Raw genomic sequence first — 22416 nt, forward strand, 5'->3', positions numbered from 1 at the left:
CCAAAATTGGGTTACGGGACCGGCTCTCGGAGGATCCTTCCCCCGGAAGAGACTGACGAGAGAGCCGGATTATCGACATGAGGTTTGCGTGTCGTTTGAGGAACTTGACGCTCACCTCGTAGACACCCTACAGCCCGTTTAGTTCGGGGGCGTGGAGCTGCTTCATGTCGGGATCGCGCACCGTCGAAAGTCGGCGCCGGCGCCAGAGAGCCGCGGGGTTTGCTGGCGCCACTGGCGCATTCTGATCATCTATCGGCAGCCATCTGTCCGCTGGTCACCCTTCAGCCGGCCCGTCCTCTGAACTCGTCGTAGGTGCCCCCGAGATACCCGAGCAGCATCTGCTTGAAGTCAAGGTTGGCGAAGAACTGGTTGAACAGCAGGTCGCCGTTCTTGTCGTGGCGTTGTAGCAGGAGACCCTTGATCTTCTCCTCGAGGACGAGTTCGAACTGGGAGCGGTCGTTGTATAGGGCGACGGCCTGCATCTCGTCGTCTTCCATGACGACGGTCCACTGCTGGTCGAACCAGATCTTGTCGGCCTCGCCGAGGTCGGCGCCGTACTTCTCGTTCATCACGGCGATGAGCGCGGAGAGCTTGTCGAGCATCGGCTCAGTCGCCGAGCCCTTGCCCTCGCCTGGCAATGCCACGCCTGCCTCGTCGGCGCCCTCGAGGGCTATGGCTTCTTCTTCGCTGGTCACCGACAAGCGCAGGTGGGTCAGCTGGACGCTCTTGCTCAGCTGCGGCATCGGGTCCGACTCAGCAGCAGGCAGCTCAGTGAGCAGCAGCTTGCCGTAGAGGAAGAGCCGCTCCAGCGATGCATCTGCCCACGGCATGACCTGCGCGACGAAGGCGTACGCCCGCACGAAGCGCGTCAACGTCCCCCGGAAGGACTCCTGCGCGTCCTCATCAAGACTGATGAACCGTCCGACCGCGGTGCTGACATTGCTGTAGATGGTCGGCTGCTGCTTCGGTTCGTCCGACAGCAGCGCGGTGGTGGCCGCGTCCATCTCGTCCAGCGACAACACGCCCGCGGACATCAGATCGTGCTCCATCGCGTAGAGGAGGTTCGGGTCTGTCGGCTGGGCCAGGGACTGCTCGTAGAACGGCTCGAAGGCCTCTTGGATCTCCTCGGCGGTGTTGGCGAAGTCCAGGACGAAGGTGTCCTCCTTGCCCGGGTGCGTGCGGTTGAGCCTGGAGAGGGTCTGCACTGCCTTGACCCCGGCGAGCTTCTTGTCCACGTACATCGTGTGCAGCAGCGGCTGGTCGAAGCCGGTCTGGTACTTCTCCGCGACGACGAGGACTTGGTAGTCCTCTTCGAAGCGCTTGGGCAGCTGAGTCTCGGGGAACCCGTTGAGCATCGCCTCGGTGTAGGCGACCTCTGGAGCGTCCGGGTCGGTGACCGTCCCGCTAAAGGCGACCAGGGCGCGAAGGGGGTGAGCGCCCGTGTCGTAACCCTTGCCCTGGATGTACTTGTCGATGGCTTCCTTGGTGCGCACCGCGTGCAGCCGGGAGCGGGTGACGACCATGGCCCGGGCCTGGCCGTCGATCTTGTGCGCGGCCTTTTGCCGGAAGTGCTCGACGATTACCTCGGCCTTGGCCTCCATCATGTATGGGTGCAGCGAGGCGAACCGCGCCAACGCCGCCCGGCCCTTGGCCGAGTCGATTTCCGGGTCCTCCCGCGGCGTGGCCGTCGCGAGCTTGTAGTACGTCGAGTAGGTCGTGTAGTTCTCCAGCACGTCGAGGATGAACCCCTCATCGATCGCCTGCCGCATCGAGTACGTGTGGAACGGGACCTTCACCCCATCGGCGTTGGTCTGCCCGAAGGTCTCCAGGGTCTTCGGTTTCGGCGTAGCGGTGAAGGCGAAGTAGGACAGGTTCGACTGCTTCCCCCGGTTGCGCGCCGACTCCAGCAACGCATCATCTGGCGCCTCCCCGGCCTCGACCTCCGCCTCAGCGGCTTCGGCTTCAGCCAAGGCGTCGTCCCCGGTGGCGAGCACATTCTTCAGCTTCTTCATCGAGTCGCCAGTGGTGGAGGAGTGGGCCTCGTCGACGATGACCGCGAAGCGTCGTCCCGCGATGCCCTTGGCTTCACCCTCAGCGGCCTCCTCGGCGGCAAGCTTCGCGACGACGGGGAACTTCTGCAGCGTCGTGATGATGATGCGCGCCCCGTGCCCGGACAGGGCGTCCTTGAGCTGGTCGGATTTCTGGTCTATGCGCACGATCGTGCCCGGTGTGTGATCCAAGCCCGCGATGGTGTCCTGCAGTTGCCGGTCGAGGACGCGGCGGTCGGTGATGACGATGACCTTGTCGAAGATCGGCTGGTCTCCGGGGTCGTGCAGCCGGGAGAGGGAGTGCGCGGTCCAAGCGATGGTGTTGGACTTGCCCGACCCTGCCGAGTGCTGGATCAGCCGGTCCACGCCAGGACCGTCCGCGTACGTCGCGGCCAGGATCGAGCGGACCGCGTGCCACTGGTGGAACCGGGGGAAGAGCACTCGTCCGTTCTCGGCGTGGATGAAGAGCTGCAGCAGCTCCAGCCACGCGTCCTTGTCCCAGACCTGCTCCCACAGGTAGGCGGACTGGTAGCCCTCGCTCGGTGGGTTGCCCGCTGCACCGGGAAGGCCCGGACCGGCGGTGCCTTGGTTGAACGGCAGGAAGCGTGTTGCTTCGCCCGCGAGCTTGGTGGTCATCGCGACCTGGTGCGGGTCGACCGCGAAGTGCACCAGCGTGCGCTTGGCGAAGATCCGATCATGCGGGTTCCGGTCGGTGCGGTATTGGTGCATCGCTTGCGCCAGCCCTTGCCCGGTCAGCGGGTTCTTCAGCTCCGCCGTGGCCACCGGCACCCCGTTGACCACCAGCACCAGATCCAACGAGTCCGCCGGGTGGGACTCCGAATGGTGTAGCTGCCTCACCACCGTGCACCGGTTCGCCTCGTACTGCTGTTGAAGTTCGGGGGTCAGGGTGTTGGCCGGCCTGAACCAGCACATTCGCAGTGTGACGCCCGAGTCCTTGACCTTCCCACGAAGCACGCTGATCGTGCCCCGGTGGTTTATTGCGTCCGCGACGACCTTGACGAGCCGTTGGCGCGCCGTCGATTCCCCGCCGTGGCGGGTTACGAGCATGTTCCACGCCTTCGGTTGGGACTCCTGGACGAAGGCGATGACCTCGTCCGGGAACAGCCCCAGATCCCGGTCATATAACGAAGGGGGAATCGTCCCCCACCCATTCGTCGTTAGGTGGGTCTCGATGTTGCCCTCGAAGGCCGCTTCGGTCGTGTTGCTCACTCAACTCACCCCGGGATGTTCGATCCAGCAGTCGACGCGTCCAACTCACCCGAAACCGCTGCCGTGATCAATGACGACTTGTACTCGCTCAGCAGATCAATCGAGGCGCCCAGATGTATGGAACCAGCAGTACCGTGGCTCAACAGGTGATCCCATTCGGCAACAAGTTGGACCTGCGTGTCCATCTCTGGCGCCCAAGCGGCGAAGGAACGTACGGACTCGTTATTGAGGATCGGCAACGTGGAGGCGGGAGCAGACTGACGCAACTCGTCGCTGCGGGCATTCAACTGATGTAGGAGGAACCGGCCCTTCATCAGTTCTGGACGAGTCTTGATGTAGGTGAGTTGCTGATTGCCAGAGGCCTCATGGTCGAGCCAAGCGACTTTGCCGGCGGTAGCACCAATAGCAACGAGCAGCACGCTTTCCGCTTCAAATCGCACGCCCATACTTGAACGTATACGGCGCACTGGTGCACCGATTTGGAGGTCTCCCTCGAAGGACGCAGGCGAGTACCAAGGAAGCCCCTCGGCAGAGTCTGCCTCCTCGCCCGGGGTCCCACCTGTTTGGACATTGCTTACCAGTCGACGCATTGGCACGAGATCCCCTTCGGCGCAAGCCGCTGACACCTTCGCCTTCAAGACGTCTGCTGCTATGTCCATCTGCTCGCGGCGGGCGGCGATGATTCGATCGATCCGGGAGACCTGGTCGTCGAGGAAGTCCGCGATCCGCCGCTGCTCCTCGGGTGCGTAGTCGGCAACTCGAAAGCTATTGACGAACTCTGGGGGCACACGCTGAAGGCCAGCAACCCCTTGGAATGCGGTCACACCCTCGTCGAGGAAGTGCTTGCTGCGCACGGCGTAGCAGAGCCACCGAGCATCGACACCTTCGCGTGGACGCAGGATGTGAAGCTCTGTCGTTCCTGCACCAACCGATCGGGTCACCATCGAACGGCCAGCCTGGAAGGTGGGCGTTACCTTGGGGCACACAACGTCCCCAATTCGGAAGCGCGTGTAGCCGGTCGCCACGTCCGACTTTGGCACCAATCGATCGTGGTCTGCCCGGGAGTCACTCCAAACCGTTTCGAGCGGCAGAAATGTCACCGGCTCGCCAGCCGGGATGCGATCAAACTCTGGCGTGCTCGGGTTCAGATCAGCTAGATGGCGCAGCGGGACGGTCCTCACAGCCCAAGGCCCTTCATCCAGCTCTGGATCTGCGTCTCCAACTCCTTGATCTCGGCTGCGATCTCCTTGACGGGCCGTGGCGGCTGGTAGAGGTAGAACTGTCGGGTGAAGGGGATCTCGACGCCGACCTTGGTCTTGGTGTGGTCGATCCACGCATCGGGGACGTACAGGTGGATCTCGTCGGTGAGGTGGCGCTCGGCCTCCTTCTCCATGACGGCCAGGCGGCTGGCTTCGTCGAGGTCGAAGAAGCCCTCGGGCAGGGGTACGTTCTCCTGGTCTCGGAGGTCAGGGTCTGGCTCGGGCTTGCCCTTCTTCTCGATGACGGGCGCGTCCGGGTCAGCGATCGCGCAGGCTTTGGCGAAGGCCTTCTTGTCCTTCGTCGATAACTCGGTCACCTCGGCCAGCAGGGCCTTCTCGGTTTCGAACCGGCGCCCCACCAAATCCGCAAATCGCGCGAAGGGCTCACTGGCGACGGCTTCGGGGGTGACTTCCCACCTTCGCCGTAGCGGTCGCTCGACAGTGACGCGCTGGAAGCCGAACTCCTCCCGCGCCAACACCCGCACCCGCGCGTCGTCGGCGAACTCATCCCGCGCGCCGCCATACAACCGGGTGAGCTCGGCGATCGCGTCCGGGGTGAGCTCCTTGCGCTTGTCTCCCAGCGACTTGCGCATCTTGGTGCCCATCTCCCGACCGTCAACCAGGCGGACCAGGCCACGGTCCCCTTCGTCCTTGTCGTTGGTCAGGATCCACACGTAGGTGGAGATGCCGGTGTTGTAGAACATTGAGTCTGGTAGGGCGACGATGCCTTCGAGGTAGTCCTGCTCGAGGATCCATCGGCGGATTTCCGACTCGCCCGAGCCGGCCGCCCCGGAGAAGAGCGGAGAACCTGACAGCACGATCCCGACGCGGGAGCCGGACGGCTTCATCTTGGCGAGCATGTGCTGCAGGAAGAGCAGTGACCCGTCCGAGACCCGGGGCAGGCCAGCGCCGAAGCGCCCGTGGAAGCCCTGGTTGTCGTGCTCGTCCTTGATCGGCTTGGCGTAGGACTTCCAGTCCACCCCGTACGGCGGGTTGGCCAGGATGAAGTCGAACCGCTCGCCGGGGAAGGCATCTTGGGTCAGGGAGTTGCCGAAGGCCATCTGGCCGGGGTCGGTGTCCTGCATCATCAGGTCCGACTGCGCGATCGCCCATGTCTCCGGGTTCAGCTCCTGTCCGTACACCTGTACCCGCGCCGCTGGGTTGGCCTGGGTGATGCCGTGCGCGGCGCCCATGAGCATCCCGGCTGTGCCTGCGGCGGGGTCGTAGGCCGTGCGCACCGGCTTGGGGTTGGCGGAGAGCTCCTGCGAGGTCTTGCCGTGGAGAAGCAGGTGGACCATGAGGTCGATGACTTCCCGCGGGGTGTAGTGCTCACCCGCGGTCTCGTTGGACATCTCGGAGAACTTCCGCAGCAGTTCCTCGAAGATGTAACCCATCGCCTCGTTGCTCACCGCGGCCGGGCGCAGATCGAGGTCGGCGAAATCGGCTAGCACCGGGTAGAGGATCCCTGCCCGGTCCATTCGCGCGATCTTCGCGTCGAAGTTGTAGGCCTCGATCACGCCGTAGGCATCCGCCGACAAGCGGCGGATGTAGCTGGCCAGCTGCTCCGCGAGCTCCTTGTCGCTCTGCAGCATGCTCGTGAACGTCAACGGCGACAGACTGTAGAAGCGTTGCCCCGCGACGTGCTTGAGCACGTAGTCCATGCCCTCATCCACGGCCTTACCGGTGGACTTGCGGTCAGCCTGCAGGGCGCCGAGCTGTACGGCCTGGTCGAGCACGGCCTCCTTGGTCGGTGCGAGCACCGCATCCATGCGCCGCAGCACCAGCAGGGGTAGCATCACCGACCCGTACTCGTGCTGCTTGAACGTCCCCCGCAGCTTGTCGGCGACCTTCCACACGAACGCGACCTTGTCCGCGAACCCCACCGGCGCCATCTTTCTCCCTTGCATTAGAGCGTGTGATGGTCACCATACGGGTCAACAGACTTGGGCTGCTGGGTGCAGCGGAGGCTGTAGCGCGGCACCGACTTCAGTCGCTTGTAACGGTTTCGTCACGAGGCGAAGCGCCGATTGCGCGACGTTTCGAACCTCGAACCGTGAAGGGTATGAAGTCTGAGACCCGCCCCACGCCCCCGCGCCCCGTCGAGCCTCGTGCCCTACATCTCCGAACCCTGCATGATGAGGACAGTCCTACCTGTAATCTCTCGCCTGGGGTTTTCTTGGTTGGTTCTTCCCAGGGTTTTCCGCAGGAAAGTTCCAACTAAAGTCCCCATCCGCCGGGCCTCTAGCTCAATTGGCAGAGCTGCGGACTTTTAATCCGTAGGTTGTGGGTTCGAGTCCCACGGGGCCCACGAACGTGCGGGGTTGTACGAGCACTCGCGCCGCTCTGGTCGAGCAGCGTCGCGACGGTCTTGCGGTATGTGTGCTGCCCGTCCACGCTGTGATGGCTCATTGGGCCACCGGTGACCGGTCACCGGGCCAGCGCCCCCCTTCGTCCGCCTGTTTCAGATGTCCGAGTGAGCGCGCTGGCGCAGGCCTCGGTGCGGTGACCGGTGGCCACGGCGGTCGAAGGCATCCACCCCGAGCGCGACCAGCAGACCCCCGGCCAGTCGGGTGTGATGCAGTGCGAGATAGCCCAGCGCCACCCCGAGAACCAGCACCCAGATGGCCGCGAACGGGTCGTCCCGGTCCGTCAGCCCCTGCGCGGACTCGACGGAGCCGCGCACACGGTGAACGCGGTGAGCACGATGAAGGCCCAGGGCGCGATCCGGCGAGACCAGAACGCGAACGCACTGAGCGCGATCGCCAGCACCAGCCAGGGTGCGGTGCTGCCGACCGCCTGCGTGGTCTCGACATCAGAGGACGCGGACCGCGCAGCGAGGACCCCGCCGAGCACCCCGGTGAGGGTCATCAGCACAACCGCCGAGTACTTGAGGAGCACGGCAGGGCTGCTCATGCCAGTCACCTCCGCTCACCTTCTCGCACCCATGGACGCCCTACGGATCGGGACCTCCAGTATCCTCCCCGATGGAGTGATCCGAGCCGTTTCGTCGGTCACGTCCGCCAGGGGATTGGCGCCGCTGCCGGCACGGACCTGCCGCTCGTGCCGCGTTCGCCCGGACCGTAGGCTGTCGGTCCGAGCCCCGGGTCTCCAGGGATCTCGCACCGTGCTCCCAGACGGACGTGCTGGGATGGGCGAGGGGCGTTCACGGCCCACCCACCACCACGCCCGAGGAGCGACCATGACCGGAGCACTCGTCCTGGACATCGTCCTGCTCCTCGCGCTCGCCGCCTACGTGAGCGGCATGTACCGCACCGGCCTCGTCGCCGGCGCCTTCTCCCTCGTCGGCTTCCTCGGTGGCGGCCTGCTCGCGCTGTGGGTGCTGCCCGGCGTCCTCGCCCGCTCGGACCTGGCCGGCGGGGACCCCCTTCGCAGCGGTGTCCTGCTCGTCGTCGGCGTCCTCATCGCTGCGGCGCTCGGCCAGTCGTTCGGCGCGATGATCGGCCTCCGCCTGCGCTCGTGGGTGCGCTTCCGGCCGGCCCGGGCGCTCGACTCGCTCCTCGGCGGTGTCGCAGCCCTCCTCGTCGGCGCCGCCGTCGCGTGGTTGGCGGCCTCGGCCGTCGTCGGAGCCTTCCCGGGCGCCGCGCAGCCCGTGGCCGGATCCAAGGTCATCCAGACCATCGACCGTGCGATGCCGGCGCCCGCGGACACGGTGCTCGGCGGTGTCTACCGGGCCCTGGGTGCCAACGACTTCCCGCGCGTCTTCACCGGTGTCCGGCCGGAAGCGATCCGACCGGTCGAGCCACCCCCGTCGGGGGTGGCCGCGGGCCCGGGCATCGACCAGGCGGCCAACTCCGTGGTCAAGGTGAGTGGCCTGGCGGCCGGCTGCGGGCGCGGTCAGACCGGCAGTGGGTGGGTGGCGGCGCCCCACCGGGTCGTGACGAACGCGCACGTCGTCGCCGGCGTGGACCAGCCCTCGGTCCAGGTCGCCGGGAGCGGGCAGACCTACCCGGCGACGACGGTCGCCTTCGACCCGCGACGGGACGTCGCCGTCCTCGCCGTACCCGACCTGACGGCCCCGTCGCTGCCCACGGGGGAGCCGCAGTCGCACGGTGACGAGGTGGTGGTCGCCGGCTTCCCCCTCGGGGGGCCCTATGACCTCAAGGCGGGCCGAGTCCGTGAGCTCATCACCGCACGGGGAGCCGGCATCGACGGCACGCCGGGTGTCAACCGGCAGGTCTACGCGGTCAACACCCGGGTGGAGCAGGGCAACTCCGGCGGGCCCCTGCTGTCACCGACCGGTCAGGTCGTCGGCACGATCTTCGCGAAGTCCCAGGCGAACCGGGACACCGGGTACGCACTCACCCTCGAGGAGACCCGGCCCGTTCTCGACCGCGCGGCCCGGGCCACCGAACCGGTGTCCACGGGGTCCTGCGCGGCCTAGGTGTCGTGTGCGGCTTCTTGGCGTGCAACCGGGCCGGTGCGTGCGCGGTCGGCCCCACGGGATCGACGGGCGGTCGCCCGGAGAGTATGTAGACGGCGTGTCGCCGCGTGTCCATGGTTGAGGATGGTCCGGGCTCCACGAAGGACCGTTGGCCCGCCGGGCAGGTCGCGCACGCGCTCCTTGGCGGACTCGACGGGCGTGGCCCGGGGCCGTGCGGCCGGCTGTGCGCGTCCTGCTCGACCCGTCCCGACCAGGACCGACGCCACGACCGCTTCGACCGCGGTGTCGATGGGCAGGGTGTCGGGGACCGGGACCTCACCCGGCTCGGTGGTTCCGACGGGCTCGTGGAGCGAGGTGAGGTCACCGAGGACGCGCACCCGGCTGTCGGCGATCCGATCCGCGATCTCCCGACCGTAGGTCGTGGCTCGCTCGGCTGCCCACTGTGGGAGCACGATCCGGCGCGGCTCACCCCGCACGTCTGGTTCGGTGCGCAGCATGCGGGCCACTGCCTGGCGGCGATAGGCCAGGGCGTACTCGCGGATGGGAACGCCTCTGCGCCTGAACGCCTCGTTCTGCCGGCGGAAGAACTCGGCCTCTGCCGGGGACAGCGACCGGTTCGCCGCGCCGCCGTCCGCATCGGCGTTCGTGAGCATGCCGGGCGGCAGATCGAGCAGGCGTTCGAGCGAGGCAGGCACCCGGGCGGGGTCCGCCTTGTCAGCGATGATCACCGTGACGCGGTCCGGGCCGAGGAGACGCTCCCAACGCTCGACCATCCCGGCCTGGTCGCTCTGCCGGTCCCACTGCTCGTCGTGTCGGAGTCCGGGTGGGGTCGCCAGCGCGTCGCGCAGCCACGTCTCGAACGGAGGCGTGACCCGGCCGTTCTTGACGATCTCCTGCCAGTACGAGCCCAGCATCCCGGCCAGCGGGCGGAGGGTGATCGCGACGTGGGCGCGCTCTCCGAGTGCGTCGACGAAGCGTTGGGCCATCGCGTCATCGGCCTCGCACGCCCATTCGTGGCTGATGAAGATGCGGTTGGTCTCGTCCGCCTCGACTTCCTCCATCAGCTCGTGCCATGTCGACAGGTCGGGGTACTCCCCTTCGCGTCGGACGCCCATGAAGGCTGCGATCGGCGTGAAGTGGTTCAATCCTGTCCCCGGGTAGCGCACCCCACTCCTGAGGAGCGTCGTGCGCCGCTGGGACGCAGCGCGTTGCACCGCCGTGGTGCCGGACTTCATCGCACCGATGTGGAGCAGCCGGGACCGCGGAGGAGTCGGTGCCACGGATTCCAGCATGAGCGTCAGGGTAGTAGTCGCGTGCAGGGTGTGACGGTCCCGTCCCGGACGTGGATGGCACGATCGGTGCGTGCGACTCCTCCTCATCCGTCACGGCCAGACGCCCCACAACGTCACGGGGGCGCTCGACACCGCCTTCCCCGGAGCCGGCCTGACCGGTCTGGGGCACGTGCAGGCCCGCGCCGTCCCCGACGTGCTGACGGAGGCCGTCTCCGGCGTCTACGCCTCACCCCTCGTGCGGACCCAGCTGACGGCCGAGCCGCTCGCGCTCGCGCGCGGCGTCGACATCCGGGTGCGCAAGGGCCTCGAGGAGATCTCCGCCGGTGAGCTGGAGCTGCGCTCGGACGAGGGGTCCCGCGAGGCCTACATCGCCGCCCTCGTGCGGTGGATGGGCGGCGACCTCGACTACGTGCTCGGTGGTGGGGAGAGCGGTCGCGGCTTCCTGGCCCGGTACACCTCGGCGGTGGAGGCGATCGCCGCCGAGCACTCCGACGGGGAGACGGTCGCGCTCTTCAGCCACGGTGCGGCCATCCGCGTCTTCGCGACGGCGGCCGCGCGCCTGACCGCGGCCCGGGCCGCGGACCTGAGCATCATGAACACCGGCATGGGCGTCCTCGAGGGCGACCCGCGGTCGGGATGGCGCCTGGCCGGCTGGTCCAGCGAGCCGCTCGGGGGCCTCGACCTCGAGGACCCCGAGGCGCAGGACGTCACCGGCGAGAGCGCCGAGGAGGTCCTGGACGACTGACGAGGGGGACGCCCGTGCGTCAGCGCACGGCCGCGGCCGCGTCGAGGATCCCGTCGCCGAAGAAGCCGTTGCGCTCCGTGGTGCCGGTGCACACGGCGCTGGTGCCGCCGCCACCGTCCTCATCGCTGCCGGGCGCGGTGCACCCGTGGTCGCGGGCGCTGCGGCGCAGGGTCTGCACGACCTCGTCGGGAGCCATCGGGCCGTCGTTCTCGCTGATGACGAGTGCGGCGGCCCCGCTGACGTGCGGGGCGGCCATCGACGTGCCCATCAGCCACGTGTACAGGCCGCACTGCGCGTCGGGGTCCGGCTCGCCCCGGCCGATGCCCTCGGGGCAGCCGCGCACGATCCCTTTCTGGGCCCCGGAGACGGTCACCCGCCCCCGGTCGTCGACGTCTCCAGTGGCGAGCAGCTCGTCGCGCGATGCCGTGGAGAGGATGGGCAGGCCGTTGTCGTCGCCCGTGCCGCCCGGCGCCGCGAGCGCGACGTCGTCCGAACCGGGGTCGGACGTGTAGTTGGAGAAGCCGCTGCGGGTGAGGTCCTCGTCGATCGAGGAGACGCCGATGACGTGCGGTCCGTCGAGGGGCAGCTGCCGGCAGTCCCGGTTCAGCGTGCGCTCGTGCGTGCTGCCACCGAAGTTGGGGCTCGTGTTGTCGGTGCCCGGGTCCGCGAGGTCGCGGGAGTTGTTGCCGGCGGCCGTGACGAGCGTGACGCCCTGCTCGTGGGCGAGCTCGAGGGACCGACGCATCAGCTCGATGGTCACGTCCTGCGCGGCGGCCTGGGCGGGGGAGTCCTCCGGAGCACCGCCGGGGCAGGAGTAGAGCCAGGGGTCGACGTAGAAGCTCATGTTGAGCACGTCGAGCTCCTGCCCGGCGCCGGCGGTGATCGCGTTGGCGACGGGGCCGAGGAAGAAGTAGCCGGCGTCCTGGCCGGCGCGCAGGTCGACGATGCCGACCTCGGGGGCGAGGCCCTGCACGCCCAGCCCGTTGGCCGAGGCGGCGATCGTGCCCGCGACGTGGGTGCCGTGCCCGTTGTCGTCGCTGCCGACGGGGTCGACGCACCCGTCGTGCTCGCACGCTCCGTCGAGACCGGGGATGTCGGTGACGAAGGACCGCGAGCGCTCCGCGTCCACGCGCTCGACGAGGTCGGGGTGGCTCGAGTCGACGCCGGTGTCGATGACGCCGACGCGGACGTCGGGGCTGCCGGTGGTGACCGACCGGGCCTCGGCCGCGTTGATCTCCGCCATGCCCCACAGCCACCCGTCGAAGGGGTCGCCACCCTCCGGCGGAGCCGGGGGCTGCAGCGTGCTGTCCGCCGGCTCGGTGTCCTCGGGGGAGGAGGTGGGCTCCTCGTCGGGCGACCAGCCGACGCCCTGGTCGGTCACGGCCTGCACCACCCCGTCGACGTCCTCGGCGCTCGCCCGCACGTCCTCCCGGGTGCTGCGCAGAGTCACCATGCCGATGCCCCTGTTGACCGAGGTCAGCGCGAGGCCGGCCTGCTCGAGGTCGTCGGCGACGCGGTCGGTCTCCTGCGGGTCCTCGACGAGGACCACCCAGTCGCGGCCCTTCGCCGGCTGCTCGAAGGTCTCGACGAGCTCCGCCTCCGCCGCACTCGAGGAGGTGGACGACGACCCCGACGACGCCGACTCCGATGACGAAGGGGGGTCCCCGCCGGGCAGGGAGCACCCGGCGAGCACGACGGCGAGCACGAGCCCCAGTGCCGCCCCGGTCGCTCGTCCACGCATCTGGTGTCTCCCCCTTCGTCCGTGCCGGTCTCCCGCGCAGTCTACGGACGGGCGCACCGACATCGGAGTCGCTGCTAGGGTCCGTCACGAGTCAGACGCACACCAGTGCAAGGGAATCCGGTGCGAATCCGGAACTGTCGCGCAGCGGTGAGGGTGACTGACGGGGTGTGAACCACTGGGCCGCCAGCCCGGGAAGGGACCCCGTCGGGACGACCCCGAGTCCGAAAACCTGCTGTCTCGCCGTCATCCGTACGGGCCTCGCGATCTGGGCCCCTGATGCAGGTGGAGTCTCGCATGTCCCACGACCGACCCGGCGGGCGCCGTGTGCCCGTCCGCCCTCTCCTCGTCCTCCTCCTCGCGCTGACCATCGGCAGCGCGGTGCTCTCCCTCGCGCTCGGCTCGGAGCCGCTCGCGGTCTCCGGGGTGCTCGACGTGCTCCGCGCCCGTCTCGCCGGCACGCCCGGTCTGGACCCGACCCTCGACACGATCGTCTGGGACCTGCGGGCCCCGCGGGTCGTCACGGGCATGGTCGTCGGGGCCGGTCTGGCGATGGCCGGAGCCTGCATGCAGACCCTCGTGCGCAACCCGCTGGCCGACCCCTACCTCCTGGGGGTCTCCTCGGGCGCCGGTGTGGGGGCGACCCTCGTCATCGTGCTCGGCGTCCTCGGCGGCCTCGGCGTGTGGGCGCTGTCGCTCGGTGCCCTCGCTGGTGCCCTCGCGGCGACGGCCCTCGTCTTCGGCATCTCGATGTGGCAGGGCGGCATCACCCCCCTTCGCCTCGTGCTGACGGGTGTCGTGATGTCCGCCGCCTTCTCGTCCGTCTCGAGCTTCCTCGTCTTCGTCAGCGCCGATCCGCGGGCGACCCAGTCGGTGCTCTTCTGGCTCCTCGGGAGCCTCTCCGGGTCGGTGTGGGACCGCGTCCTGCCCTCGGCGGTCGTCGTGGCCCTCGCGATGGTGGTGCTCATGGCCCTGCACTCGTGGCTCGATGCGCTGGCGGCCGGGGCGGACGTCGCCGCCGGGCTCGGCGTGCCGGTGAGGACCCTGCGCATCGGTCTCTTCGTCATCACCTCGGTGCTCGTCGGTGTGCTCGTGGCCGTCTCCGGCGGCATCGGCTTCGTCGGCCTCGTCGTGCCGCACCTCGCCCGCATCCTCGTCGGGGCACTGCACCGCAGCGTGCTGCCGGTCGCCGCGGTGGGCGGGGCCCTCTTCCTGCTCTGGGTCGACGTCGCCGCCCGCGTCGTCGTGCGACCCCAGGAGATCCCGCTGAGCGTCGTCACCGGCCTCGTCGGTGCCCCGATCTTCCTGCTGCTCCTCGGTCGGCGTCACTACACCTACTCGGGGGGCGGCGAATGACCCACCTCTCCTGCCGCGGGCTCACCTGCGCCGTCGGCGAGCGCACGATCCTCTCCGACGTCGACCTCGACATCGGGCGCGGCGAGATGGTCGCGCTCGTCGGCCGCAACGGCAGCGGCAAGTCCACGCTCATCCGCACGCTGACCGGCCTGCGGCCGCCGGCCGCCGGGTCGGTGCACGTCGACGGCACCGACCTCACCGCTCTCTCGCCCCGCCGGCGCGCCGGTCACCTCGCCCACGTCGGCCAGGAGGAGGGCCCGCCCGAGGACCTGCTCGTCGGCGAGATGGTCGCCATGGGGCGCATCCCGCACCGGCGACCGTGGTCCGCCGGGACGAAGGGGGAGGAGCGCCTCGTCCTCGACGCCCTCGCCGCGGTCGGGCTGGCCGAGCAGGTCGACCGGCCCTGCCAGCACCTGTCGGGCGGTGAGCGACGGCGGGCGATGCTCGCGCGCGGCCTCGCCCAGGGCACCGACCTGCTCGTCCTCGACGAGCCGACCAACCACCTCGACGTCCACCACCAGATCCAGCTGCTGGAGACCGTCCGCGGCCTCGGCCGCACGGTCCTGGCGGCCGTGCACGACCTGTCGCTGGCCGCCGCGCACTTCGACCGGGTGGCCGTGCTGCACGAGGGGCGGTTGCACGCGTTCGGGGAGCCCACCGAGGTCCTCTCCGCGGACACCCTGCGCGAGGTCTTCGCCGTCGACGCCGTCCGTCTCACCGACCCGGCCACCGGCCGGGTCCACCTCTCCCTCGGCCCGGGAGCACTCCCCACGGCCGCCGCAGTCGCCACCCGGAAGGCCCTCGCATGACCCGCCGTCGCACCGTGCGCACCACCGCCGCCCTCGCTCTCGTCGCAGCCGTCCTCGCCGGGTGCGGCACCGGGGGCTCCGGTGGTACCGGTCACGGCGCCGGCTCCGCCGCGGCGGAGCCGGGCGGGGCGACGGTGACCAACTGCGACCGGGAGGTGGCCCTCCCTTCGCCCGCGGAGCGGATGTACGTCACCGGCGACGGCAACCTGCTCTCGCTGGTCCTCGCCCTGGGCGCCGAGGAGCAGGTCGCCGGGGTGACCGGACTCGACGACGGCAGGGAGGCCCTGTCCACCGTCTACGGGCAGGACGTCGTGGAGGGTCTGCCGGTCGCCTCCCCCGACCGCCCGACGCTGGAGAACGCCATCGCGCACGAGCCGGACGTCGTGGTCTCCGGGTGGAGCTACGGCTTCTCCGACGAGCAGAACTTCACCCCGGGAGGGCTCGCGGAGCACGGCATCGGTGCCTACGTCCTCTCGGAGAGCTGCCGGCAGGAGGGCGGCGCCCGCGGGACGATGCCGCCGTGGGAGGCGCTCTACGCCGACCTGGCCAACCTCGGCAGGATCACCGGGCACCCGGGTCGCGCGGACGCGGTGGTGGAGGACATCGAGGAGCGCCGCCGGGCCCTGGAGCAGGCTCCGCAGGCGCAGGAGCCCCCGACGGTCTTCCTCTTCGACTCGGGGACGAAGGAGATCTTCACCTCCGGGTCGTACGGCGGACCGCAGGCGATCATCGAGACGGCCGGCGCGCGGAACGCGACCGGTGATGTCGCGGACACGTGGACCGAGGTCTCGTGGGAGCGGCTCGTGACCTCCCAGCCGGACGCCATCGCCTTCGTCGACTACCCGGGCCAGACCTTCGAGCAGAAGGTGGAGGTCCTCGAGACCAACCCGGCGACGAAGGACCTGCCGGCCGTGGAGGAGGAGCGCTACGTCAACCTCCCGATCGCGGCGTGGACGAGCGGGCCGTTGAACATCGACGCCGCCGAGCAGCTGCGGGTCACCCTCGAGCGTCACGGCCTGGTCCCCGAGAGCGCCATCGAGCCCCGGCACGACCTGCGACCGTGATCGCGAGAAGGGGTCGGCATCCGTGTGTGGGGTGACTATGGTGCAGGTGTGGGAGTCACGTACGAAGCATCCGACCGCTTGGCCCGAATCGTCCTCGACCGGCCCGAGGCGGGCAACGCGCTCGACCTCGACATGGCCCGCGAGCTGCGCGAGCAGGTCCAGCGTGCCCTCGCGGACCCGTACGTGGACATCCTGACGCTGACCGGCAACGGCACCGACTTCTGCGTCGGCTCGGACACGAGCAAGGCCGAGCAGTCCGAGGACCCGACGACCGCCGTCTTCGAGCTCGCCGCTGCCCTCGAGGAGCTCTTCGCCCTCCTCAACTCCTCCGCCAAGATCGTCCTCGTCGGCGTCCAGGGCCTCGCGGCCGGCTCCGGCCTCGGTCTCGTCCTCGCCGGGGACCTCGCCTTCTGCTCCGGCGACTCCTGCTTCCGCGTCCCGCCGAAGGGGGGAACCGGCGCCCCGGACCCGGGGCTGGCCTGGCTGCTGCCCCGCGCGATCGGCCAGCAGCGCGCGCTCTCCTTCGGTCTCGGTGGCCGCACGCTCGACGCGGCGACGGCCGACAGCTGGGGCATCGCCGAGCTCGCGCCCGACGGGGACGTCCCGGCAGCGCTGCGGGACGCCGCCGAGAACCTCGGCGGCAAGCACCTCTGGGCCAACTCCGAGATGCGTCGCCTGCTCCACGCCTCGTGGGAGACCTCCCGCACCGAGCTGTCCCAGTCCGAGGCGGTCACGCTCGTGCGGGCGCTGCTCAACCGGCAGCGGCGGCGCTGAGCCGTGGCCGACGCCGGTCGACCCCGACGCCCCCTCCACTTCGGCCCCGACGCCATGGAGGCCCATGGCGGCACGCTCCCCGATCCTGCCGAGGCGGCCGAGGCCGCGCATGCCGCCGCGGTGACCGTCGTCGAGGCCGGACGCTCCGACGCCGACCCGGCCACGACCGACCGGCTCGTCCGGCTGGTCGACGAGCTGGGCATCGACACGCTCGCCCACCTGTGGTCCGACCGGCCGGCGCGCAGCCTGCCGGGCGCGCTGTGGCGGATGTACCTGCTGCGCGAGTGGGTGCAGCGCCAACCACTGGAGGCCGCGCGGCAGTACGCGTCCGGCATGATGGTCGCCCCCGTGAGCCACGTCATCGCCGGCGTCGTCGAGCCGCCGGGTGTCGACGAGGTGCGCCAGCTGTCCGACCGGATCCTCTCCGGGGTCTTCGACGGGGACCTGGCGATCGCCCTGGAGCGGGCCGCTGCCTTCTGCCGCGTGATCGCGACCGGCCGGGCGCACCTGGAGGACGGGGACGTCACCTCCGCCTCGGCCATGATCGGCACCGCCGAGGACCTCGAGGCCGGCGCCCGCCTGTGGCGCAGCGGCCACCTGGCCTGAGTACCCCACCGCACCTGCCTCAGCAGTTGCGGGGGTCGGTGGCCGTTTGTCTGCAGGAGCCTAAGCAGTTGCGTCGAGCAGTGGCCGTTCATCTGCAGGAGCCTAAGCAGTTGCGGGGGTCGGTGGCCGTTTGTCTGCAGGAGCCTAAGCAGTTGCGTCGAGCAGTGGCCGTTCGTCTGCAGGAGCCTAAGCAGTTGCGCGGTTCAGCGGCCGCTCGCCCGCAGGAGCCCAGGCAGTTGCGAAGGGGGAACATCGTGGCCTCGGTCGCCGTTAGGGTGGGGGAGTGCGCCGGGCCGCGGTAGCCCCGGGTCCCAAAAAACGCCGCTACGAGCGGCCGTGCGCCGTGAGGCGCTCCCGGCCCGGCGCACTCTCTCTCCCACCGCAGGTGGACGTCCGATGGCACGGGAGTGACCGGACGGTTCTAGGCTGGCCCCCGACCGCGTGACCTCCCCGGACCTGGAGATACGAACGAGTGGGCTTCCTACGAGCAAAATCCCGAGATGACAGCTTTTACCAGCTCCTCGCCGACAGCGCCCGCGAGGCCGTCGCCGCGGCAGAGATGCTCACCCAGATGCTGGGGGCCAGCGCCGAGGAGCGCGAGAACCTGGCGCCCCGGCTCAAGGACATCGAGCACCAGGCCGACGAGGCGACGCACGCGATCATCCACAAGGTGAACTCGAGCTTCGTCACGCCCTTCGACCACAGCGACATCGTCGAGCTGGCCGCAGCGCTCGACGACTGCACGGACTTCATCGAGTCCGTCGGCCAGACGGTCGTCCTCTACCGGATGGACGGCCTCATGCCCGAGATCACCGCCCAGATGGAGGTCATCGTGCGGATGGCCGAGCTGACCGCGGATGCCATGCCGCGGTTGGCGACAATGAAGGAGCTCAAGGACTACTGGGTGGAGATCAACCGCCTGGAGAACGAGGGCGACGCGATCTACCGGCGCCTGCTTCGCGATCTCTTCGGTGGCGCCGTGAGCGACCCCATCGAGGTGATCAAGCACAAGGACATCATCGAGCGACTCGAGATGGCGGCCGATGCCTTCGAGAACGTGGCCCACCGGGTCGAGAGCATCGCCATCAAGGAGTCCTGACCATCGTGGAATGGCTCCCGGTCGCCCTCGTCACCCTGCTGGCGATGGGCTTCAACTACACGAACGGCTTCCACGACGCGGCCAATGCGATTGCGACGTCCGTCTCCACCCGGGCGCTGACCCCGCGGGTGGCGTTGGCCATGGCCGCGGTCGCGAACCTCTTCGGCGCCTTCTTCGGCGCCAAGGTGGCCAAGACTGTCGGGCAGGGCATCATCGAGGCGCCGGACGGGCACCTCGGTCTCGTGCTCTGTGCGGCCGCGCTCATCGGGGCCATCGGGTGGAACATGCTCACCTGGTGGTACGGACTCCCCTCTTCCTCCTCGCACGCCCTCATCGGCGGGCTCGGTGGTGCGGCACTCGCAGCCGGCGCCGGTGTGCAGTGGATGGGCATCCTCGAGAAGGTCATCATCCCGATGCTGCTCTCGCCCATCGTCGGGATCGGCGTCGGCTTCCTCGTGATGCGCCTGATCCTGAAGGTTTTCCACAATGCTCACCCCGGGCGCACCAAGCGGGGCTTCCGGTACGCGCAGACCGCGTCGGCCGCCGCGATGGCCTTCGGTCACGGCATGCAGGACGCCGCGAAGACGGCCGGCGTCGTCGTCCTCGCCCTGACCGTCGCCGGCCATCAGGACGGCGGCGACCAGAGCATCCCGCTGTGGGTGCTCGTGATGTCCGCCGTGGTGATCTCGATGGGCACGTACGCCGGTGGCTGGCGGATCATGCGCACCCTCGGCCGCGGGATCATCCACCTCGACCCGCCGCAGGGATTCGCTGCCGAGGTCACCGCGGCCTCGATCCTGTACGTCGCGACGGCACTGCGGGCCCCGATCTCGACGACCCACGCGATCACCTCCGCGATCATGGGCGTCGGCGCGACGAAGTCGCTCAAGGCCGTCCGGTGGGGCGTGGCCAAGAACATCGTCGGCGCGTGGATCTTCACCTTCCCCGGTGCGGGACTCAGCGCCGCGATCTTCATGTGGATCCTCACCCCGATCTTCTTCGGCTTCTGACCCCACACGCCCCGAACGACGAACGGCCGGTGGACCCCCTGCGGGTCCACCGGCCATCGTCTTCCCCCGTCCCCCGGGGGGAGCCTGGTCAGCCGAAGCGCCCCGAGATGTAGTCCTCGGTGGCCTTCTGGCCGGGGTTGTTGAAGATCTTCGACGTGTCGTCGAACTCCACGAGCTGGCCGGGCTTGCCGGTGCCCTCGATGTTGAAGAAGCCGGTGCGGTCCGACACCCGGGCGGCCTGCTGCATGTTGTGGGTGACGATCACGATCGTGTAGTTCTCCTTCAGGTCCGTGATGAGGTCCTCGATCGCGAGCGTGGAGATCGGGTCCAGGGCCGAGCACGGCTCGTCCATGAGGACGACCTCCGGCTCTACGGCGATCGTGCGGGCGATGCACAGTCGCTGCTGCTGACCACCGGAGAGACCGGAGCCCGGCTTGTCGAGGCGGTCCTTGACCTCGTTCCACAGGTTGGCGCCACGCAGGCTGGACTCGACGAGGTCGTCGGCATCGGACTTCTTGATCCGCTGGTTGTTCAGCTTCACGCCGGCGAGGACGTTCTCCCGGATGGACATCGTCGGGAACGGGTTGGGCTTCTGGAAGACCATGCCGACCTTGCGGCGCACGAGCACCGGGTCGACCCCCTTCGCGTACATGTCCTCCCCGTCGAGGACCACCTGGCCGTCGACCTTGGCTCCCGGGATCACCTCGTGCATGCGGTTCAGCGCCCGCAGGAAGGTGGACTTGCCGCAGCCGGAGGGGCCGATGAGGGCGGTCACCGTGCGGGGCTCGATGGTGACCGAGACGTCCTTCACGGCGAGGAAGTCGCTGTAGTAGATGTCGAGGTTCTTGACGTCGATGCGCTTGGACACGTCAGATTTTCCTTGTCTGGTCTGGTCTGCTCGGGTCAGCGACCGGTCTTGGGGGCGAAGAACTTGGAGATGAGGCGGGCCACGATGTTCAGCGTCATCACGATGAGGATGAGCGTCAGGGCGGCCGCCCACATCCGGGCGAAGTACGGCTCCGGGGGGATCCCGGGGGTCGCGTAGCTGTAGTAGGCGAAGATCGGCAGCGTCTGCATGCGCCCGTCGAAGGGGTTGAGGTTCAGCGAGTCCGTCGTGCCGACGGTGACGAGCAGCGGTGCCGTCTCACCGATGACGCGGGCGATCGCCAGCGTGACGCCGGTGGCGATGCCGGCGATCGCGGTCGGCAGCACGACCTTGACGACCGTCAGCCACTTCGGCACACCGAGCGCATAGCTGGCCTCGCGCAGCTCGTTGGGCACCAGGCGCAGCATCTCCTCGGTGCTGCGGACGACGACGGGGATCATCAGGACGGTCAGTGCGACCGCTCCGATGATCCCCATGCGCACGCCCGGGCCGAAGAAGAGGGTGAACAGCGCGATGGCGAAGAGACCGGCGACGATCGAGGGGATCCCCGTCATGACGTCGACGAAGAAGGTCAGGCCCCGGGAGAGCGCGTTCTTGTTGCCGTACTCCACGAGGTAGATCGCGGCGAAGATCCCGATCGGGACCGAGATCAGCGTCGTCAGGCCGGTGATGATCAGCGTGCCCATGATCGCGTGGTAGGCGCCGCCACCTTCGCCCATGACCCCGCGCATCGACCACGTGAAGAACTCGGCGTCGAACCGCCCGAGGCCCATCGAGGTGACCTCCCACACAACAGACACGAGCGGCAGGAGGGCGATGAGGAACATCGTCGTGACGATGCCGGTCACCATGCGGTCCACGGCGTGACGGTGACCCTCGACGATGCGGGAGATCGCGTAGATCCCGATGAGGTAGATGACGGCAGCAAGGGCACCGGCGGCGATGAGGTTCCATCCCCACAGCAGGGACGTGACCAGGATGCCCAGGACGACGGAGGCCGCGAGCACGGCCCAGCGCACGGGTGCGGTCAGCGTGCTGTGGCCGCGGGTGCCGCCCAGCTGGCGGTCCGGAGCCCGGTTCGGGGCCGGAGCCTCGGTGTTGGTCGTGGTCATCAGTTGGCTCCCGAGAACTCGGACCGCCGGGAGACGATCCAGCGGGCGAACATGTTGACGAGCAGGGTGAGGAAGAAGAGCACCAAGCCGCTCGCGATGAGGGTGTTGACGTCCATGCCGCTCGACTCCGGGAACTGCAGGGCGATGTCGCCGGCGATGGTGCCCGGGTTGGCCGAGCTCGTGATCACCGGGGTGAAGCGCGCGGAGGCCGACAGGATGATGGCGACGGCCATCGTCTCGCCGAGGGCGCGGCCCAGGCCCAGCATCGCGCCGGAGATGATGCCGGACTTGGCGAAGGGGATGACGGCCTGCTTGATCATCTCCCAGCGCGTGGCACCGAGGGCGAGGGATGCCTCCTCGTGCAGTCGCGGGGTCTGCAGGAAGACCTCACGGTTCACGGCGGTCATGATCGGCAGGATCATGATCGCCAGAACCAGGCCGGTGACGAGCATCGACTTCGGGCTGGCCGGGCCGCCGAAGAGCGGGATGAACCCGAGGTACTCGATCAACCCCTTCTGCGTCGGCATGAGCCACGGCCCGAAGACGTAGAAGCCCCAGAGGCCGAAGATGACCGAGGGGACCGCGGCGAGCAGGTCGATGATGTACCCGAGCAGCGACGCGAGGCGCCGGGGGGCGTAGTGCGAGATGAAGAGCGCGATACCGATGGCCAACGGGGTACCGACGACCAGTGCGATGACCGCGGCCACGACCGTGCCGAAGAGCAGGGGAGCGATGTAGTGGACGAGGCCCTGCCCACCGCGCACCTCCTCGGGCGAGGCGGTGATGGCCGGCATCGCCTGCCACACCAGGAAGGCGGCAACGAGGAAGAGCACGACGAGGATGGTGACGCCGGCCGAGAGGGACAGGCCGGCGAAGATCGCGTCGCCGCGCCGTTTCCTGGCGCTGGTGAATCCGGTGTCGCCGGGAGCTTGGGGGACTGAGCTCACGAGTGGGACTCCTGTGGGAAGGGGGACGGACACGGCCGC

Annotated in this window: 19 protein-coding genes, 1 tRNA gene and 1 riboswitch; of the genes, 10 read left to right on the forward strand and 10 right to left on the reverse strand. The window is 68.9% G+C overall.

The window, feature by feature from the left end:
* Positions 1-281: 281 nt before the first annotated feature.
* The 3 genes from PVE36_RS01415 to PVE36_RS01425 are packed head-to-tail and all read right to left on the reverse strand — an operon-like array spanning position 282 to position 6429.
* Positions 282-3278 carry a DEAD/DEAH box helicase family protein gene (locus PVE36_RS01415; protein ID WP_277454105.1) on the reverse strand — a complete coding sequence of 999 codons (2997 nt, stop codon included), beginning with the start codon at positions 3276-3278 and terminating at the stop codon, positions 282-284.
* 5 nt (positions 3279-3283) lie between these two features.
* The gene (locus PVE36_RS01420) at positions 3284-4459 is read right to left on the reverse strand and encodes a restriction endonuclease subunit S (RefSeq protein ID WP_277454106.1); all 1176 of its coding nucleotides are present in this window, start codon (positions 4457-4459) and stop codon (positions 3284-3286) included.
* On the reverse strand, positions 4456-6429 hold the full coding sequence (locus tag PVE36_RS01425; RefSeq protein WP_277454107.1) for a class I SAM-dependent DNA methyltransferase: 1974 nt from the start codon (positions 6427-6429) through the stop codon (positions 4456-4458). Before PVE36_RS01425 ends, PVE36_RS01420 begins: the two co-directional genes overlap by 4 nt.
* Positions 6430-6772: 343 nt before the next feature.
* On the opposite strand from PVE36_RS01425, the gene PVE36_RS01430 reads away from it, so the two are divergent.
* Positions 6773-6845: transfer RNA gene (locus PVE36_RS01430), tRNA-Lys, on the forward strand.
* A gap of 153 nt (positions 6846-6998) precedes the next feature.
* Here the strand turns inward: PVE36_RS01430 and PVE36_RS01435 are convergent.
* Both PVE36_RS01435 and PVE36_RS01440 read right to left on the reverse strand, forming a co-directional pair.
* Complete coding sequence (locus PVE36_RS01435) at positions 6999-7220, reverse strand: hypothetical protein (protein ID WP_277454109.1); 222 nt, start codon at positions 7218-7220, stop codon at positions 6999-7001.
* Positions 7187-7450, reverse strand: a complete 264-nt coding sequence (locus PVE36_RS01440; RefSeq protein ID WP_277454110.1) for a hypothetical protein — start codon at positions 7448-7450, stop codon at positions 7187-7189. Before PVE36_RS01440 ends, PVE36_RS01435 begins: the two co-directional genes overlap by 34 nt.
* A 286-nt stretch (positions 7451-7736) precedes the next feature.
* Between PVE36_RS01440 and PVE36_RS01445 the strand changes: the two genes are divergently transcribed.
* Positions 7737-8939: a MarP family serine protease gene (locus PVE36_RS01445; RefSeq protein ID WP_277454111.1), complete on the forward strand. Its 1203-nt coding sequence runs from the start codon at positions 7737-7739 to the stop codon at positions 8937-8939.
* Here PVE36_RS01445 and PVE36_RS01450 read toward each other — a convergent pair.
* Positions 8936-10231 (reverse strand): hypothetical protein, encoded by a 1296-nt coding sequence (locus PVE36_RS01450; protein WP_277454112.1) that lies wholly within the window; start codon positions 10229-10231, stop codon positions 8936-8938. The genes PVE36_RS01445 and PVE36_RS01450 overlap by 4 nt on opposite strands.
* Positions 10232-10301: 70 nt before the next feature.
* Between PVE36_RS01450 and PVE36_RS01455 the strand changes: the two genes are divergently transcribed.
* Entirely contained in the window at positions 10302-10976 is a 675-nt protein-coding gene (locus PVE36_RS01455; protein ID WP_277454113.1) for a histidine phosphatase family protein, read from the forward strand.
* 19 nt (positions 10977-10995) lie between these two features.
* Here the strand turns inward: PVE36_RS01455 and PVE36_RS01460 are convergent, their stop codons facing one another.
* On the reverse strand, positions 10996-12717 hold the full coding sequence (locus tag PVE36_RS01460) for a S8 family serine peptidase (RefSeq protein WP_277454114.1): 1722 nt from the start codon (positions 12715-12717) through the stop codon (positions 10996-10998).
* A gap of 75 nt (positions 12718-12792) precedes the next feature.
* Positions 12793-12969: riboswitch (cobalamin riboswitch) on the forward strand.
* Positions 12970-13011: 42 nt separating this feature from the next.
* Here PVE36_RS01460 and PVE36_RS01465 point away from each other — a divergent pair.
* The 7 genes from PVE36_RS01465 (at position 13012) to PVE36_RS01495 (ending at position 19432) form a co-directional block, all read left to right on the forward strand.
* Complete coding sequence (locus tag PVE36_RS01465) at positions 13012-14070, forward strand: iron ABC transporter permease (protein WP_277454116.1); 1059 nt, start codon at positions 13012-13014, stop codon at positions 14068-14070.
* Positions 14067-14879 (forward strand): ABC transporter ATP-binding protein, encoded by an 813-nt coding sequence (locus tag PVE36_RS01470; RefSeq protein ID WP_277454117.1) that lies wholly within the window; start codon positions 14067-14069, stop codon positions 14877-14879. The genes PVE36_RS01465 and PVE36_RS01470 overlap by 4 nt, the downstream gene beginning before the upstream one ends.
* On the forward strand, positions 14876-15943 hold the full coding sequence (locus PVE36_RS01475) for an ABC transporter substrate-binding protein (RefSeq protein WP_277454118.1): 1068 nt from the start codon (positions 14876-14878) through the stop codon (positions 15941-15943). Before PVE36_RS01470 ends, PVE36_RS01475 begins: the two co-directional genes overlap by 4 nt.
* Positions 15944-15991: 48 nt before the next feature.
* Positions 15992-16717, forward strand: a complete 726-nt coding sequence (locus PVE36_RS01480) for an enoyl-CoA hydratase/isomerase family protein (protein ID WP_277454119.1) — start codon at positions 15992-15994, stop codon at positions 16715-16717.
* Positions 16718-16720: 3 nt separating this feature from the next.
* The gene (locus PVE36_RS01485) at positions 16721-17323 is read left to right on the forward strand and encodes a hypothetical protein (RefSeq protein ID WP_277454120.1); all 603 of its coding nucleotides are present in this window, start codon (positions 16721-16723) and stop codon (positions 17321-17323) included.
* A gap of 472 nt (positions 17324-17795) precedes the next feature.
* A complete protein-coding gene (locus PVE36_RS01490; RefSeq protein ID WP_277454121.1) occupies positions 17796-18422 on the forward strand; it encodes a DUF47 family protein in 627 nt (208 codons plus the stop codon).
* A gap of 5 nt (positions 18423-18427) precedes the next feature.
* Complete coding sequence (locus PVE36_RS01495) at positions 18428-19432, forward strand: inorganic phosphate transporter (RefSeq protein WP_277454122.1); 1005 nt, start codon at positions 18428-18430, stop codon at positions 19430-19432.
* Positions 19433-19520: 88 nt separating this feature from the next.
* On the opposite strand, the gene pstB is transcribed toward PVE36_RS01495, so the two are convergent.
* The 3 genes from pstB to pstC are packed head-to-tail and all read right to left on the reverse strand — an operon-like array spanning position 19521 to position 22377.
* Positions 19521-20300, reverse strand: a complete 780-nt coding sequence (gene pstB / locus PVE36_RS01500) for a phosphate ABC transporter ATP-binding protein PstB (protein ID WP_277454124.1) — start codon at positions 20298-20300, stop codon at positions 19521-19523.
* 35 nt (positions 20301-20335) lie between these two features.
* Positions 20336-21430 (reverse strand): phosphate ABC transporter permease PstA, encoded by a 1095-nt coding sequence (pstA, locus tag PVE36_RS01505; RefSeq protein WP_277454125.1) that lies wholly within the window; start codon positions 21428-21430, stop codon positions 20336-20338.
* A complete protein-coding gene (pstC, locus tag PVE36_RS01510; protein WP_277454127.1) occupies positions 21430-22377 on the reverse strand; it encodes a phosphate ABC transporter permease subunit PstC in 948 nt (315 codons plus the stop codon). The genes pstA and pstC overlap by 1 nt, the downstream gene beginning before the upstream one ends.
* Positions 22378-22416: the final 39 nt, after the last annotated feature.

Origin of the sequence: Janibacter sp. DB-40 (genome assembly GCF_029510815.1) — a bacterium.
Lineage (GTDB): Bacteria > Actinomycetota > Actinomycetes > Actinomycetales > Dermatophilaceae > Janibacter.